Annotated in this window: 10 protein-coding genes; 3 read left to right on the top strand and 7 right to left on the bottom strand. The window is 40.4% G+C overall.

What is annotated here, in order from left to right; genetic code table 11:
* The first annotated feature begins 691 nt into the window (after positions 1 to 691).
* On the top strand, positions 692 to 1984 hold the full coding sequence (locus ACVC9U_RS22325) for a glycosyltransferase family 2 protein (protein ID WP_441391562.1): 1293 nt from the start codon (positions 692 to 694) through the stop codon (positions 1982 to 1984).
* 322 nt (positions 1985 to 2306) lie between these two features.
* Here the strand turns inward: ACVC9U_RS22325 and ACVC9U_RS22320 are convergent, their stop codons facing one another.
* The 3 genes from ACVC9U_RS22320 to tagD form a co-directional block, all read right to left on the bottom strand.
* Entirely contained in the window at positions 2307 to 4883 is a 2577-nt protein-coding gene (locus ACVC9U_RS22320) for a glycosyltransferase (RefSeq protein WP_016885704.1), read from the bottom strand.
* Between the two features lie 316 nt (positions 4884 to 5199).
* Positions 5200 to 7335 (bottom strand): CDP-glycerol glycerophosphotransferase family protein, encoded by a 2136-nt coding sequence (locus ACVC9U_RS22315; RefSeq protein ID WP_003185782.1) that lies wholly within the window; start codon positions 7333 to 7335, stop codon positions 5200 to 5202.
* 140 nt (positions 7336 to 7475) lie between these two features.
* On the bottom strand, positions 7476 to 7865 hold the full coding sequence (gene tagD / locus ACVC9U_RS22310; RefSeq protein ID WP_011198365.1) for a glycerol-3-phosphate cytidylyltransferase: 390 nt from the start codon (positions 7863 to 7865) through the stop codon (positions 7476 to 7478).
* 364 nt (positions 7866 to 8229) lie between these two features.
* Here tagD and ACVC9U_RS22305 point away from each other — a divergent pair, with 364 nt between their 5' ends.
* Positions 8230 to 9009, top strand: a complete 780-nt coding sequence (locus ACVC9U_RS22305; protein ID WP_025806137.1) for a WecB/TagA/CpsF family glycosyltransferase — start codon at positions 8230 to 8232, stop codon at positions 9007 to 9009.
* Positions 9010 to 9028: 19 nt separating this feature from the next.
* Complete coding sequence (locus ACVC9U_RS22300) at positions 9029 to 10192, top strand: CDP-glycerol--glycerophosphate glycerophosphotransferase (protein WP_003185786.1); 1164 nt, start codon at positions 9029 to 9031, stop codon at positions 10190 to 10192.
* Positions 10193 to 10220: 28 nt separating this feature from the next.
* Here the strand turns inward: ACVC9U_RS22300 and ACVC9U_RS22295 are convergent, their stop codons facing one another.
* From ACVC9U_RS22295 to ACVC9U_RS22280, 4 genes are all read right to left on the bottom strand, one after another.
* Positions 10221 to 12851 (bottom strand): N-acetylglucosaminidase, encoded by a 2631-nt coding sequence (locus ACVC9U_RS22295; protein ID WP_441391559.1) that lies wholly within the window; start codon positions 12849 to 12851, stop codon positions 10221 to 10223.
* Between the two features lie 128 nt (positions 12852 to 12979).
* Positions 12980 to 13930 (bottom strand): mannose-6-phosphate isomerase, class I, encoded by a 951-nt coding sequence (gene manA / locus ACVC9U_RS22290; RefSeq protein ID WP_441391558.1) that lies wholly within the window; start codon positions 13928 to 13930, stop codon positions 12980 to 12982.
* A gap of 155 nt (positions 13931 to 14085) precedes the next feature.
* Positions 14086 to 14550 (bottom strand): anaerobic ribonucleoside-triphosphate reductase activating protein, encoded by a 465-nt coding sequence (gene nrdG / locus ACVC9U_RS22285; RefSeq protein ID WP_003185792.1) that lies wholly within the window; start codon positions 14548 to 14550, stop codon positions 14086 to 14088.
* Complete coding sequence (locus tag ACVC9U_RS22280) at positions 14547 to 16415, bottom strand: anaerobic ribonucleoside triphosphate reductase (RefSeq protein ID WP_003185794.1); 1869 nt, start codon at positions 16413 to 16415, stop codon at positions 14547 to 14549. Before ACVC9U_RS22280 ends, nrdG begins: the two co-directional genes overlap by 4 nt.
* Between the last annotated feature and the right edge of the window lie 28 nt (positions 16416 to 16443).

The raw sequence follows: 16443 nt of genomic DNA, 5'->3' as shown, positions 1-16443 counted from the left end.
CTTTTGGACAAAAAAAATCCTGATCTTTTATAACTTAGTGACCGCATATAAAATAGGCACTATGTCATTAATCGTTCAACCAAGACAATTCTTAAATACTATTAGTCCCCTTATTTCTCTAGACATTTTTTCGATCTATTTCCAAAGAACTGCACCTTAGACATTCAACAAAAATCATCTGTTAGGCTACAAAGTGTTTTTTCCATGCTGCCAGCGAACTCAGTAAACACCTTACAATGATATGACTTGCTGCCGTCCAAATGCCACATGTAATTTAACCGATTCCACTTAGGATCGCTTTATATCCTTCTTCAACAAGTTTTATTCGTAACCGAAACGACTTCTGATTATAGAGAAATATCTATCTGAACGTCTTACGGTTTTCGCGGCTGAGTCATTCTCTTGAAAATTGAATAAAGCCAAGTTCTAAATGTTTCTCAATTTCTTGAATGATTTCTTAAAGCACAGAGCCAACAGATTCAAGCTGTACTCAAGTCGTCTGCAAAAAATTAAAAGACGATGGACAACTTCAAGCTAAAACAAGGAAATATTAACTGCCATATTACGATTGACTAGCTGAAACTTGTTATTTTCTTTTTTTTGTTTAGAATAAAAAGAAGGTATTAGTACAAAAGACCAAACAGAAACAGACTTTTAAATTAGCCGATAAACTTTTAAGGAGTTGCCAACAGTGTACAAATCATGCGATCAAGATAAAAAAACTATTGTTTCCTTTACAATGGTAAAGAACGAAGCTGATATTATAGAAGTATTTATTAGATACAATTTAAAGTTTCTCGATCATATGTTCATTTCAATTAATCGTCCGAATGATGAAACGAGAACAATATTACAAAATCTTTTAAATGAAGGGTTGCCTATAACACTATGGGAAGACGATGATCCGTCATTTGAACAAAATAAAAAGACCACTGAAGCATACCATAAAATTTCCAAGGAATTTAGTTTCGATGCAATAATTTTTTTAGACGCCGATGAGTTTATATATGGAGATATAACCGAACTCAAAGAAAATATCAAACAGGGTAATATATATCAAATGGATAGGCTTGAGTACGCTTATTTAGAAGACCTTTCGTTTAACGAAAACGTTTTAGAGAAGATACAGTATAGGAGAAAAAAATATCAATCTGCAAAGTCTCTAATTTGCCATGACAAAACAGATTATGAAAATTACAAAATAGGAAATGGAAACCATTACGTTTATTACAAGGGAAAGAAAAAAATAAATGATAAGTTAAACCTAAAATTGGCTCATTTCCCTTATAGATCAACCAATCAATTTATTAATAAAAATATTTTGAATTGGCTCTCTCTAATGTTTAACAATCCTACCCTGTTGCATGCTGAAAAAACCATTGGTGTCCATTGGAGAAATTCTTATAAATATCTGTTAGATAGAAATTTAAATCTGTCATCCAATGATTTATTCTCGTATCTTTATAAAACAAGTGATAAAGAAAGCTTTAAAGAGGAACTGATATTTGAACCCTTAAACACAAAAGATATTCATTTAAGATACACTACCCAAAAAAATGAAAAGTCATTACAATATATGCTAGTCAAGGATTTCGAGTCAGCTTTAAATAAAATATACGAATTGAGGAGTACACAGCTTAACTCTTTACCTAACAATGCAGCTCAACCCCAATCTACCACTTATGATAGTGGCTTTAACTATAGCGAAGTCAAATTATTAAACAATGCAAAGGTTTATGCCCAAGACACCCTTCCCCGAATTAGAAAAATAGGAAATGAAGTAGAACTATCGGGAGCTATTAAAGGGATCTCTAAAGGGAAGTCAGGTGAATATATTGAATTCCCAAAAGAGCTGGCACCGGATCGAAACTTTCAATACACCAATGTTTCTTCACATGGCAGTTTAGCATACTGGCAGGTACAACCCAATGGTCGGCTGAAATTATTAAGAGTCACAAATCAGAACGCTGATGATTTATCCTAGTATCCTTTTCATATTCGTTGGTTTGTTTGAAATTGATCAGGAAATAAAAATTCCCCTTTAAAAACACTAACAGTGTACTTAAAGGGGAATTTTTTTATATGGAAATTTGATAAGCATTGTCAATGTGAAAGATGAAGTTATGTTGTCCTCTAGATTTCAATAAGTTAAGGACGCAAAACAGACATATATCAACTTGCAGTCCTTTAATCTTCCATGAAATCATAATTAAACGACCTTAACCCGAAAGGAAAAACGGACTAAGGTCGTGAAGAAGTGTTTTTAATTGTAATGGCATTAAATTCACAAATTAAACAGGTATTACTTAAACTTGCTCAGAACAAACTTCTTTATAAAACATTTTCATTGCTTGTTGATTGTAATCTTCGTAGTTAAATCTCTTGAATCTTCTATTATAATTTAAATCTTTATTTAATGTACTACCCTCGTCTTCCGAGTTGTCTAAGACGAACTTTTCCATCTCAGAAAAAAGCCCATCTAAATTATTTGGAGCAAGCGTTCCATACCCATCTTCTAAAATACTTCTAGAACCTGCAATGTCTGTAGCAATTATGGGTTTATTTAGTACAAGCGTTTCTAACAACACCATTGGCTGTCCTTCATGATTAGAAGATAAAACAAAACAATCAGCTTTATTAATTAGGAAGAATGGATTTTTCATTTGTCCAGTGAATATAACACTGTCTGCTACTCCTAGTGTTTCAACTAGATCACTCAAAGTCTCCTTTAAAATACCGTCACCTATAATATAAAGCTTCATTTTCAAACTTTTATATTTATTGATCAGTTGAGAGAATGCTTTAATTAACTTCTCTTGATCTTTTTCAGGTGATAGCCTTCCCATGTTTACAAAATTGATTTCGTTATGTTTAGGAAGCCTAATCCCTTTCATACTAAATATTCCTGGCTTTTCTTCCTTTTGGATAATATGATCTTGGCCCTCATAGCTCTCGATAGAAAAACCATGATTTTCTACAGAATCTATAATCTTTTCCACATTTAAAGAGTTATGAACGTAAACCATCTTATTCGCATCAACATAATGTGCTAAATTTTCAGCATTTAAATCTCTAGTATGCTTTGCTACAGAAACGATTTTATTAAAACACTTATATAGAGAAAAGACTATACCTAACTTACGTTTGTGTTTATATTTTCCATTAATGATTTTTTCAGTCTCAGCTAGCATATCATTATGTTGGTATATACTCTTTTTAGAAAAATCCCCTAGAGCCATAACCATTGTCCAGAAAGGTACGTATCCACTAAAATCGATTGCTATATCGACCTTAACATTACCCAACATACGATTTATTTCTCTCCGAAAAATCTTTTCAGGGTTTCTTTTCGCTAGTTCCTCAGTGTATCCCCTTCTGTTCATCAATCCATGTAAATACCATTCTTTTATGGTTAAGTTCATACTTCCTACTCGATATACCCGCTTTGCCTTTGCATTTATCCTGCTTATATTGTAAGAAGATTCTTTATCATAGTTTCCTTTATCAATTACAACCACATTATACTTGTCGTAATCTATATTGTTTAACAAGTTTATAGCCGAGGATGTTATACCATTATTCAGGAAACCGCCACAGTAAATCAAAATGGTTTTTTTGTGAGGCTCTTTAACATCAAAGACACAGTCAGACTGTTCTTGTTTGCCTTTAAATATAATATCAACTACCTTTTGAGTAGCATCTCCCACTCTTTTGATGTAAATCTCATTCATTTCTTGATATACAGACTGATATTGTTCTTGTATAGACTCAATATCCTTAATACATTTTGCAAGCTCATCAGTTGTTTTACATATTGGGCCAGCTAGTGTATTAACGTCCAAGTACATTCCTCTTTTTTTCAGATACTGCTCTTTATCATACATAAAATACAGAATTGGTTTGTTGGTTGCCATATAATCAAAGAAAATACTTGAATAATCTGTTATCAGGATATCTACAAGTGATAATAACTCATTTGTATCTATACAATCTGGAATACATTTATTCATTAATTGTTCATCATGTTCAATATATTTAAATAAAAGGGTATGCACCTTTAATACGAGCTGATAATCGTCTGGAATCTTTTCATTCAATTCCGAAATATGATTGAATAGCTCTTCATTAATGTTGGAAACACTTCCTACTTCTCCCCTCCAGGTAGGTGCATACAAGATAACCTTTTTATTAGGATCAAGTTCTATAAAGTTTTCTAAAGTTTTTCTAAGTTCTTCTTTATCTGTATTAAAGGTCAAATCCATCCTCGGATAACCTTCCTCAATAATTTCCCCATTATAAATACCTGCTAAGTCGTGGGAATCAATTAATTTCTCCGAAGTGAATTGATTTGGAGACAAGATATAGTCGCTATGCAAAAAGTTCCTTTGAATATTTTTATGTTGGCCAATAGGCCCCTCCATATCCTTTCCAAGGGTTTTAAGGGGGGTTCCGTGCCACGTATTGATATAGATTTGACCCTCTTTCTTTTGAAAGTAGGTAGGAAAGGTAACGTTATTGATTAAATACTTTGCTTTAGTCAAATATTTAATATATTCCTCACTATGAACTTTAACAAATCTTACATTTTTCAAGCCTTTATACTTTTGGGCATAAGGATTGTCCTGATCATTTAAAGCCCATATATGGGTGAAATTTTTGTATTCTTCATTGTTTATTAAATGCTTAAATATTGCAAATGGATTGTCATTCATTGCTTTTCCATGATAAGATTCGTAGAAAATAATATTTTGATCAATTCTATTCTTCTTGAAATTCCTTGCGAATTTAACAGTGCGTTTGAATTTTTTATTGTTGGTGTAAGTTTTAAAAGGCTCTAATAAAAACTTCGCCCTTCTTTTAGCTATTTTTAATTTCTTATTCATTCCAAGCTCCTCTATTTTCTTACTTATTTTAAAGGTGAATTTATTAGCAAATCCCATACACAAGAAAATTAATTTTTAGGTGATTAAACTTGACTTAATCATCTTAATTTTAATACCTCTCACAAAGTTTCTAAAAAGGAAATATCAAGGAGTAAATCTTTTCCCTACAGTTTTATACATGACAACCATAATAGCATAAGTTTCTCTAAAAGTTAAGAATCTTTGGCAGCCACTAAGAGGGCTACAATACATTAACAATTATAAGAAAGCCATTGCAATAATACAATGGCTTTGAAATGGTCATTAATGGAGATTTTTATTCGAAAATTCTATTCACCACTTTTTCAGAAGAATTGCCCGTCTCCAGGTAACAAAACTTTTCATAAAAAGGCTCAAAAATGTCAGGCAGACGATAGTCAGATGTCTCTGTTTCCTTGATTTTCTCAATTACTTCCTCAGTCGTTTTGACCAACGGTCCTGGTGCTTCTTGTTCAAAGTCAAAATAAAAGCCGCGCAGCTTGTCACGATAGGTTTCAATGTCTGGAACGAAGAAAATCATCGGACGCTTCAAATTTGCGAAATCAAAGAATACTGAAGAGTAATCTGTAATTAACAAATCAGATACCATATAAAGTTCGCGAATATCTTCGTATGATGAGAAATCATATGCGAATCCTTTGTACGGCGATAGGTCAAAGTTTTCCGCGACTAAATAGTGCATTCTTAAAACGATGACATAATTATCGCCGATCTCCTCTCGCAGCTTTTCCAAATTCAAATCAAGGTCGAATTTGTATTTTCCTTTTTTATAGAACTGATCGTCCCGCCATGTCGGTGCATATAAAATGACCTTTTTATCTTCGGGGATATTCATTTTTCTCTTTATGGCCTTCATCGTTTCCGGGCGGTTGTCCGTATACAGAAAGTCATTCCTCGGATAGCCGGACTCAATCATTGTTTTGTTAAATTGAAAAGCGCGGGCAAAGATTTCGGTTGAATAGCGATTCGGGGAGATTAAATAGTCCCACTTCGATGCTTCTTTAGTGAAATTTTGCTTGTACTTCTCAGTGTTGGTGCCCGGCATGTGCACTTCTTCCATATCGACGGCAAGCCTTTTCAGCGGAGTCCCGTGCCATGTCTGCACATATGTCGTGTGCTTTGGTTTTGGGATCCACAAAGGAAGCCGGCTGTTTACAACCCAATATTCGGCCCTTGCCATGGCGAACAGCCACTTCAGCGTGAATCGGTGAATATAAGGGACATTTTTTTCTTCAAAAATTTCTGTATAACTCGGATTTACACTCCATATTAAGTTGTATTCCGGATGATGTTCCTTCATATATTCGTAAATTGCTCTCGGATTGCAGCTGTACTGCTTACCGGCAAAGCTTTCAAAAATGACGGTTTTCTTTTTAACAGGGAGTTTGCCGGCCAGTCCAAAAGTAAAATAGTATGCTCTCTTCACCATGCCCGAAATCTTTTTCTTTGCTTTATTCTTGCCTTTGCGTATGACTGACATCAGCCTTTTTCCTTTTCCTTTGGCAAAATAAACCGCACGGGTTTTGATCGTATAGTCATTCATTCTTAGACGCATACCCCGTTTTCGCTTCTGCGGATAAATGTGAAAACGAGCCGGTCCTTTTTTTGTGTCAACAATTGAAAAACTTTCTATATCATCTATAAGCTTGAATGCCCTGCTTTTTATAGCGATTTCCTCCCCTGTTGCAGCATCTTCACCTACGTATTCTATATAAAACTTAAAGAAAGCAGGCATCCTGTTCTCCTCATACAGCTTTTTCAGATCGATTTCCGCCTCAAATCCAACGGCATGATCAGAAGAATCAGCTGACAAATCGACGCGCTGAACGCCTTTTAAAGGGAAATTGAAAACCCTTTCTTTATCGTTTTGGCTAATTTCCTTTAAAACCAGCTTTCTGCTTTTTACGATTGAACGTTCTTCAGCATCCAGCAGAAAAGTATAGCCTTCAATCATTAGTTTTCCGTCGGAGCTTAACTTAATGCTGTCCGGTTCAGCCACTGCTTTTCTTCGTAAAACATCAAGAGCGAAGTGGCCTTTTCGGGTCTTATACGGAAGATAAATGAACTGATTGGCTCGATCCTTATGCCAAGACAGCTCTAGCGGTTTTGATGCTGTGTATATCCTCTTTTTGCATTGATTTTTTTCATTATTTTCATAAAGTACATAAAAATCGATGACCGTTTCGTCTATCATCAGGTTAGATAGGGTATCTAAAGATATTTCCGCTGCTTTTAACTGCTCTGAATCGCTTATTTTGTTACAAGTTGCACGCGTCTCTTTTTTCGTATTGCGGTTAACTGCCAAAACATCGAGATGATCAAGAGAGACAGAACTTTCGAACACAAAATAGAGGCGAGAATCATTAATTTTTATTTCCCGCAGCTGAAATTCTATCGGAATTGCACTATCCATAAAATCAGTCTACTCCTCTTTTTTTATTCAAAAGCAAAGCTGTTCATACTTATTATATTAAAATGACTCGTATACGAAACAAAAAGCACTTCTTATTTTTTTAAGAAGTACTTTTTGAATTTTTATTAAGCTGAGCCGAATTAAAGGTTTGCGATTTCCTCTTTGATCTTCGTCGTGGAAATCCCTTCGGTTCTCGGAAGGTAAACAACCTCGCAGTAATCCTTCAGGAAGTCGAATTTCCCTTCCCAGTCATCCCCCATGACAAATACATCGATGTCATGATCGATCACATCTTGTACCTTTTGATCCCAGTTTTTTTCCGGGATGACTTCGTCTACGTAGCGGATCGTTTCAAGAATGAGCTTGCGGTGCTCATAGCTGTGATATGCTTTTTTCTGCTTTTGAAGATTGAATTCGTCAGTCGAAATCGCTACGACGAGATAATCCCCCAATTGTTTTGCCCGTTCCAATAACTTGATATGTCCCCAATGTAATAAATCAAACGTTCCATATGTGATGACTTTCTTCATTGTCATGCGCTCTCCTTTCTAATCTTAAGGCGAAAAGCTATATTGATATATCAAAAACACTCGATAAGTTACATTCATTCCACAGGTCTTTACTGATCATTCATTATAGCACATCGCCTATCAAACGTTAAGTATTCTTTAAGGTTAATGCAATTCCAAATTTTATCTAAAAAAATCGAACCTTTTCTGAATAAGACGTAAAAAATCTTAATCTAATGTAAAGATATTGTTAAGCTTTTATGAATGATCTATGCTAAAATATACGTTAGACCTCCTGAATTTATGGGCTGGTCTCTTAAACTTCGACTTTCATACATTCGTATATACTTACACTTCTTAAACCGGAAGGAGGAAAAAAACTATGCTGCAAACGGAAACGGTTCATCATCTTGCATATGTTAACGGGGATTTGCCCGGATTTTTGAATCATCTTGAAAAATCCTTTATCGACCGCAATGAGGGGGCATTTATCGCAACGGTAAACCCTGAGATCGGGTATGCGGCTGCAAAAGACAAGGATTATTTTAAAACAGTTTCATCTGCTGACTTTATCCTGCCGGACGGAATCGGCATCGTCCTGACGTCAAGGCTGATCAACAGCAGATTAAAATCGAGGATCGCGGGGTACGATGTATTTATCAACCTTCTCAGCTTGGCTGACCGCAAAAAGAAAAGGGTCTTTTTATACGGGGCCAAGCAGGAGGTTATTCAAGCTGTTGCAGATCGGCTTTCAACCGAATATCCCGGAATTGAGCTGGCCGGATACTCACACGGCTATGTCAAAGACAAAGGCGAAGTTGCGAAGCAAATCGCGGCTGCCAAGCCGGACATGGTTTTTGTCGCTCTCGGATATCCTCATCAGGAAAAGTTTATTTATGAACATAAGCATCTATTTCCTCAGGCGATTGCGATCGGCATCGGCGGGAGCTTCGACGTGTTCAGCGGAAAAGTGAAAAGGGCGCCGAAAATGTTCATCAAGCTGAATCTTGAATGGATGTACCGCCTGCTGACCAATCCGACAAGGTGGAAGCGCATGCTGAACATCCCGAAATATGTCTTCTCCGTTCTGAAAGAGGAAAGAGTTCAAAAACAGCGGCACTACTATCCGGAGCAGATCAAAGAGCAATCTAAAATCGATTTGTAGAAAAGAGTTTGGGTAACGAATGAATATACGTTCTTTATTGGTTATGGTTTACTCGGCCGGTCTCGCTTTGACCGGTTTTATTTTCAGATTGGTAAAAGCGCGCGACAGAGCTGTATTGCTTGTTTCCTTTCCGGATAATGCGCGCGCGCTGCTTGATGAGTATGTCAGCAGCAGCCGGCCGTTTGAAATGGAAGTCCTCTATACAAGGCACGCCGTTTCCCTTGCAGATGAATATCCTTCCGTTCGATCGCAAGTGATCAACGAGAAAAATCCGATTCATCTCATAAAAGCCGTATACCGAATGTTCAGGTGTAAATTCGTGTTGACGGATAATTATTTTCTGCTGACAAGTGTTTTGAATAAACGCCCTCAGACGACATGCATTCAAATTTGGCATGCGTCCGGCGCTTTGAAGAAGTTCGGACTCGAAGATATCGGAAACCGCTATCGATCCGCCGGCGATATCAAACGGTTTAAAAAAGTGTATCGTTCATTTGATCATATCGTTGTCGGCTCGGAAAAAATGGCGGATATTTTCAAGCGGTCATTCGGCTTGGGAGATGACCGTTTTTTGCGGACGGGTGTTCCGTTAACTGATGAGTATTTTCATGCCGGAAGACAAACAGCGGACCGTCCGGACCAAAAGGTTATTCTGTATGCGCCGACATACAGGGACTATTGTTTGACGTCCGTTCGTCTCCCTTTCTCTAAGGAGCAGCTCTCCGGGGAACTGCAGGGAGAATTTTTGCTGCTGGTCAAACTGCATCCGGCCGTGCGGGAACAGATTGCTTTTGAAGAGCACGAAGGGCTGATCAAAGACGTATCAGACGTTCCGTTAAAGGATTTGCTGATGGAAAGCGACATCCTGATTTCCGACTACTCGTCGGTCGCCTTTGAGTACGCTTTGTTAAATAAACCGATTTTGTTTTTCACGTATGATATGGCAGAGTATAATGAAAAACGCGGACTGATCGATGATTTTGAAGCAGTCATTCCCGGCAAAGCCTGCATGGACAGCGAAATGCTGCTGAAAGAAATCAAAGAAATGTCCGATACAAAGGAAGAGATCAAGAAGTTTGCGGAAGAGTGGCATCAATATTCAACAGGTGATGCCAGCATGCGCCTGTTGAACTTTATGAGCGAGCATATGACGGCAAATGAAAAAAGACCGGCCGGTTCCTAATGGAACATGGCCGGTCTTTTTATGATGATTACCGATAAACCGGCACATCATAGTACAGCGTATATTGATCGAGCAATGTATACAGACTGTACATTCTCCCCACCTGCTTACAAGCCCATCCGACATCTGTCGCATATTGGTGAAGGGCATTCGGAGACCATCTCATTTTATAGAGGGTGTCCTGTTTGTAAGTCGGGTGGTGAATGTATTTTTCACCGATGAATTTGGCTCCGCCCATAATGGCGGCCTCAGGTGTGAACCACCCTTGTTCATAGGCGTATTTTGCGCCGTAGTAAAGCGGGTTGCTGTCGTAAGCCCCGACGCCGTACATATTGTAAACCTTTTTGCCGTTGAACATCGTTCCTTTAGCCAACTCGGAAGTTCCGTTGCCCGTCTCAAGGAGCGAGTGTGAAATGAGGTACAGTTCATTGATGCTGTATGCTCTCGCCGCGTCGATGAACGCTTGCCCTTTGCCTGTCAAAACCCCTTTATTATAAAGGATTTTTGCATTGACCTCGGCAGCATTCAATCCGGCCGTTTGCGACAGTTTTAAAAATTGGAAGTATGCCGAGCTGTCTTGTGTGAAATTTTCCGGATTGACATATTTCTCGACTTCATCCCTGCTGGCATTTCGCCAATTCATTCTGATTTTTGCCCAGCCGTTTTCCTGGGAGATGATGTTGACTTTATCCCCTTTTTGCAGCTGTCCGATGATGTTGCCGCCTGTCACAAGGGGGCTTGACCTGATATTCAGCAGATCAGCCGTGACGGTTTGGTTCGCCGTATTGATGTAGCTCAATGAAACATAAGCCGGCGCATCCGTTTGCGGGCTGACTTTCATCTGTTTATCGATCATCTGGCTGAGCGTGATTCCGTAGTCAGTCGTTGTGATTTGCGGGCCGTTTTTCACTTTGACGACATTCACCGGCCAGCCGTAATTCGTTTTAATCCGATTGGCGGCAGCAACTGCACGGTCTTTCCTTGTAAATTGTTCATTGATTGAGATGTGAAACAGGCTGACCGACTTTGTTTGATAAGTTGCGCTGACATTGTTCTTCTTAAAGACATTCAGTCCCTTGTCGAGATCTGCTTTGCTTGTGATCTGACCTGTCGTCACCCGGTACTGCCTGTAGCCGTACTCACCCGTTTGTTCAATCTTGCCCGGTATACTCCGCTTGCTGAAAAATTCGAGCGCATGCTGTAATTTCTTCGAGCCGATCAGAGCTTCCGAACTCAGTTTGTAGCGGCTGTCATACTGGCCGGTCTTGACGGCCTCTGCGTGAATGCCTGTTTCTTTAAAGAAATTGAGCGCCTTCGTCACTTTGTCCTGTCCGTATACGGATTCCGTTGTCAGCTGATAATGGCTGTACACTTTTTTTCCTGTTGGTCCAGCCGTTCCCGCCGCACCGTTTTTCTTAAAGAATTCCAGTCCTTTATTGATTCGCGCTTGGACGGCTGTTTCACCGGACGCGATCCGGAAGCGGCTGACGGTCGTGCTGACGGCGCTTTGGGCGGAAGCCTGAATGTTTTTGTTTTTAAAAAACCGGATACCGTCGTTTGCTTTCTTTTGATCTGAAACCGGGACGGAAACGATTCTGAAAGATGTCTGCTTTCTCCCTGCCTTTGCAGCAGTATAACGCCACGTTTTCTTTTTAAAAAAGGCGTCGACTTTTTTAAGGTTTTGACTGTCTACGCTTTTCATGCTGACGATCCAGAAACGCGTGCCTTTTACCTTTTCCGTGCTTGAGGTGAGACCGGTATTCTTTTTAATTTGGCCGGCGGCATTTTTCGCGGTCTTTTCGTCATTAAAATATCCCGATTTCACATTGTAAAGCTGCGCCGGGTGACCGGCGGCTTCATATGCCCCTTTGACCTTGAGCTCTTTTTCAAACTGCTTCAGCAGATTTTTTGCGTTTGTTTCGCCTTGTATCGCACCTGTCACAATTTTATATCTTGGCTGTTGTTTCTTTACTGTTTCTATCGTTCCTTTAAGAGCGGTTTCTTTTTCAAATTGGACAAGCAGGCTTTTCGCTTTGCTCTCATCTGCGATTTCTGCAGAATAAAGCTTGACGATCGCTTGTCCCGCTCCGTATGGTGCATACGACGCTTTGAGGCCGGTCGCTTTTTGAAAACGATCGAGGATGGCTTTCGTGTTGTCTTCGCCTTCGATTCCTCCGGTGGCAACCTTCACGTATGCTTCCCTGTTCCCTGCAAGTGTATAGGTTGCTTTCAGACCGGTTTCTTTTTCAAATTGGAGCGCCCATTCCTTGGCTTTTTCTTCACCGGCAAATTCCTTTGATACCGCTTTGGAAAACGGTTCTTTTTTTCCAATCGGACCATAGGACGCCTTCAAACCGGTTTCTTTTTCAAACTGCAAAAGCAGATTTTTTGCTCTGCTCTCCCCTTCGACACCTTCTGATGTCAAAACGTATGTTGTGCCGTTTTTCCCTGAAGGTTTGACCTCGGCTTTCCATCCCGTGTCCTTTTTCAGTTGTTCGGCTGCTTTGAGCGCTTCGCTTTCGCTATTAAACTCTTTTGCTGTTTCAATTTTGTAGACGGAAGTATCGGTATATGCTGCTAAAGCAGGAATTGCCGGGACTGCCGTATGTACGAGCAAAATGATTGCAGCAAAAATAACGGTTTTTCTAATGTTTTTCACATTCTTTACTCCCCTCGCCTATGAGCCTCCCAATTTCTAAAACTTGCTTTCTCTTTTTATCGGCGAGCCGGATTATTTTTTTACAATAAAAAAGCTTAACGGCCTTTTTTTGCAGACCGTCAAGCTTTTTATATGTGTGACACGATTAGTTCACATGTTCCTTCTATTGTAAAGTCATTGGTTTCCGCCGGCAGGATAAAATTTGTCCCTTTGCTGATCGGAAATAATTCGCCGCCCTGAGTGAGCTTTCCTTCTCCTTCAATCACGCTGCACAGGAGGAAAGGGGCATCCTGGGTCAGCTCAGCGGCACCGTCGATCTCCCATTTATATACGGAGAAATATTCGGCTTCAACAAATGTCTTAATGGTAATGCCTTTTTGAGTTTCTGTCGATTCGTCAACATAGCTGTCTACATGCGGTACTGTTGTGACATTGATCGCCTGTGTCAGGTGAAGTTCGCGCTTTTCTCCGTTTTGATCGGTCCGGTCATAATCATATACCCTGTACGTCGTATCGGAGCTCTGCTGTGTCTCCAAAACGACCGTCCCCTCGCAAAGAGCGTGAATCGTGCCGCTTGGCACATAATAAAAATCGCCCGGTTTGATTTTGATCCGCCTTAACAGGTTGTCCCAATCACCGCTGTTGATCATGGTGACCAGTTCAGTCCGCGTTCTCGCCGTGTGGCCGTAAACGATCTCTGCTCCTTCTTTGCAATCGATGATATACCAGCATTCTGTCTTACCGAGTTCCCCGTTTTCGTGCTCTCCTGCATAATAGTCATCCGGGTGGACTTGAACGGAAAGGTCTTGATTGGCATCAAGTATTTTCGTTAACAGCGGGAAACGGTCCCCCTCTGCACCTCCAAACAATTCACGGTGTTCGTCCCAAAGCTCGGCAAGCGTTTTTCCTTTGTAAGGACCTGAAGCAACGATGTTCGGACCGTTTGGATGGGCGGAAATGGCCCAGCATTCACCTGTCAAATCGGAGGGAATGTCATAGCCGAATGACTCGCGCAAAACCGTTCCCCCCCAGATTCTCTCTTTAAACTCAGGCTGCAGAAATATCGGTGATTGAGTCATGTTGCCATCTCCTCCCTTAATTCACGATAGTCTTATGTAAATAAAACGCTTTCTTTTATTGATAGACATGTATGTTGAAATATAAACCTTTTCATATTCATTATGACGTTATCTCGATAGAAGTCAATGCCGGAAAGGAAAAACAGAAGCCCTCTTCAGGCTTCTGCTTGTGATGATGCAAGCTCAATAATCCGCTGGTTTGAGCTTCCTCTGTAAAGAAGCGTCAAGTCCCTTTTTTTGAGTTCGAACGGGCCGTCTACCAGGACATCGCAATAGGCCAGCAAGGCGCTGTGCTTTTCATTCTTCAAGATTTGTTCGTACGTATAGCCGCTGTAAAGCCAGATGTCCTTTTCGGAATGCTGCTTAATTTTTTCTGACAGCTCGATCAGTTCGCCTGCATGCAAAAGCGGCTCCCCTCCTGAATAGGTGACGTTTGTAAGCGGGTTTTTCATAATTTCCTCGAATACTTCGTCTACACTCATATCAAATCCGTTATTGATATTCCAGCTTTGTTTATTATGGCAGCCTTCACACATATGCGGGCAGCCCGCTAAAAACACGACTGTTCTCAGTCCTTCTCCGTCTACGATGCTGTCATGGATAATATTCATCACTTTCATAGATGCTTCACTCTGTCCTTTTCTTCTTGTCTTTTCGCCGAATTCCACTTTGACATATCTCCGACTAAATATCCTGTAATCCGTCTGATTCGTTCGATCAAAGCCTCATCCCGGTTTTTGCACTGCGGGCATTCATTATCTATGATTCCGGTAAATCCGCACGCCTTGCAGTGGTCGACAGGATGGTTGATCGAGGCGTAGCCCATGCCTGACCGGCGCATGGCGGTCACAAGCATGTCCATCGCTTTAATGTTTTTTTTCGGGTCTCCGTCCAGCTCGATGTAGCTGATGTGCCCTCCATTGCACATTAAGTGGAACGGCGCTTCTTTTCTGATCTTTTCGACCGCAGTCAGCTTATAGTGAACAGGGATGTGAAACGAATTCGTATAGTACACCCGGTCTGTGACATTGCGGATCGAACCGAACTCCACTTTGTCTTTTTTGACAAATTTCCCTGAAAGCCCTTCTGCCGGCGTAGCGATCAAGGAAAAGTTCAATTTGTGTTTTTCTGTGGCTTCATCGGCCTTATCTCTCATCGACTGGACGATTTTTTTGCCGAGTTCAAACGACTCCTCGCTTTCTCCGTGATGTTTTCCGGTCAATGCAGTCAAAGCTTCAGCCAGCCCGATAAATCCGATGCTCAATGTTCCGTGCTTTAGCACATCCTCGAGCGTGTCCTCAGGTTCAAGCTTCTCGCTTTCATGCCAGATGCCTTGTGAATACAGGAATTTAAAGTCCTTTGCTCTTTTTTTGCATTGAAAGGCGTACCGTTCAAGCAGCTGTTGAATCGTTAAATCCATGTAGCGGTTTAACAAGGCAAAAAACTGTTCAACGTTTTCGCTGAGCAGCGCTATTTTCACAATGTTGATCGAGGTGAATGACAAATTCCCTCTGCCGACGCTGTTTTCTTTTCCATGAATATTGGACATGACGCGCGTTCTGCATCCCATATAAGCGATTTCGCTTTCCGGCGTTCCGTCATAAAAAGGTTTGTTCACGGGCGAGTCGATAAAGCTGAAGTTCGGAAACAGCCTTTCAGCGCTCGTTTCCAATGCAAGCCGGTACAAGTCATAGTTAGGGTCTGTTTGATCAACGTTCACGCCTTCTTTCATTTTGAAGATCTGAATCGGAAAAATCGGCGTCTCACCTTTGCCGAGGCCTGCTTTTGTCGCCTTAAGAATATTTTTGATCAAAAGGCGGCCTTCCCTTGACGTATCCGTGCCGTAATTAATGGAAACAAACGGCACCTGGCCGCCGCCCCTCGAATGCATGCTGTTGGCGTTATGTATAAATGCTTCGCACGCTTGGTAAGTTGTGTTGTCCGTTTCTTCCCACGCTCTTTCCCTTATCTCTTCTTCTGTCAAAGTTGTCGGGTATTGTTTGATTTTCGCAAGATGCTTTTCGTACGTTTTGCGGACGTAAGGCGCCAGGTCGTAATCGAACATTGGGAATGACTGGCCGCCATGCTGCATATTTTGATTCGATTGAAAAATGATAGATGCGAGTGACAATGCGCTCATAATGTCCTTCGGTTCCCTGAGGGAGCCGTGGCCAGTGTGGAATCCCTCCTTTAACAGCCGGACCAATGGTATCTGACAGCAAGTCGTTGTCCCGCTCGGCATATAGTCTAAATCGTGAGGGTATATAAAGTTGTCATCGACTGCTTTCTTGATTTCCGGCGACATTAAGTAATGGAGCGCATAATGTCTGGAACTTTCGGATGCAAACCGGCTCATTTGCCCCATCGGGGAGCGGCCGTCTACGTTGGCATTTTCCTGCATAATATCGTGATTTCCATACCCGACGATATCATGAAATGTTTCTGTCAATTGCAATAATCCCTGTTCTTTAAAGCCTGTTGTCATCCTAATCTCTCCTAAAAAGTAGCATATA

The organism is Bacillus sp. GM2 (genome assembly GCF_056155945.1).
The sequence above is the reverse complement of the archived record's forward strand: the minus strand, read 5'-3'. Positions and strand labels throughout refer to the sequence as shown.

What these genes read in the sequence shown, in the direction of transcription:
- ACVC9U_RS22320 (WP_016885704.1), bottom strand. Translation starts at nt 4,883, where the DNA reads ATGAATAAGAAATTAAAAATAGCTAAAAGAAGGGCGAAGTTTTTATTA.
- ACVC9U_RS22315 (WP_003185782.1), bottom strand. Translation starts at nt 7,335, where the DNA reads ATGGATAGTGCAATTCCGATAGAATTTCAGCTGCGGGAAATAAAAATT.
- tagD (WP_011198365.1), bottom strand. Translation starts at nt 7,865, where the DNA reads ATGAAGAAAGTCATCACATATGGAACGTTTGATTTATTACATTGGGGA.
- ACVC9U_RS22300 (WP_003185786.1), top strand. Translation starts at nt 9,029, where the DNA reads ATGAATATACGTTCTTTATTGGTTATGGTTTACTCGGCCGGTCTCGCT.
- manA (WP_441391558.1), bottom strand. Translation starts at nt 13,930, where the DNA reads ATGACTCAATCACCGATATTTCTGCAGCCTGAGTTTAAAGAGAGAATC.
- nrdG (WP_003185792.1), bottom strand. Translation starts at nt 14,550, where the DNA reads ATGAAAGTGATGAATATTATCCATGACAGCATCGTAGACGGAGAAGGA.
- ACVC9U_RS22280 (WP_003185794.1), bottom strand. Translation starts at nt 16,415, where the DNA reads ATGACAACAGGCTTTAAAGAACAGGGATTATTGCAATTGACAGAAACA.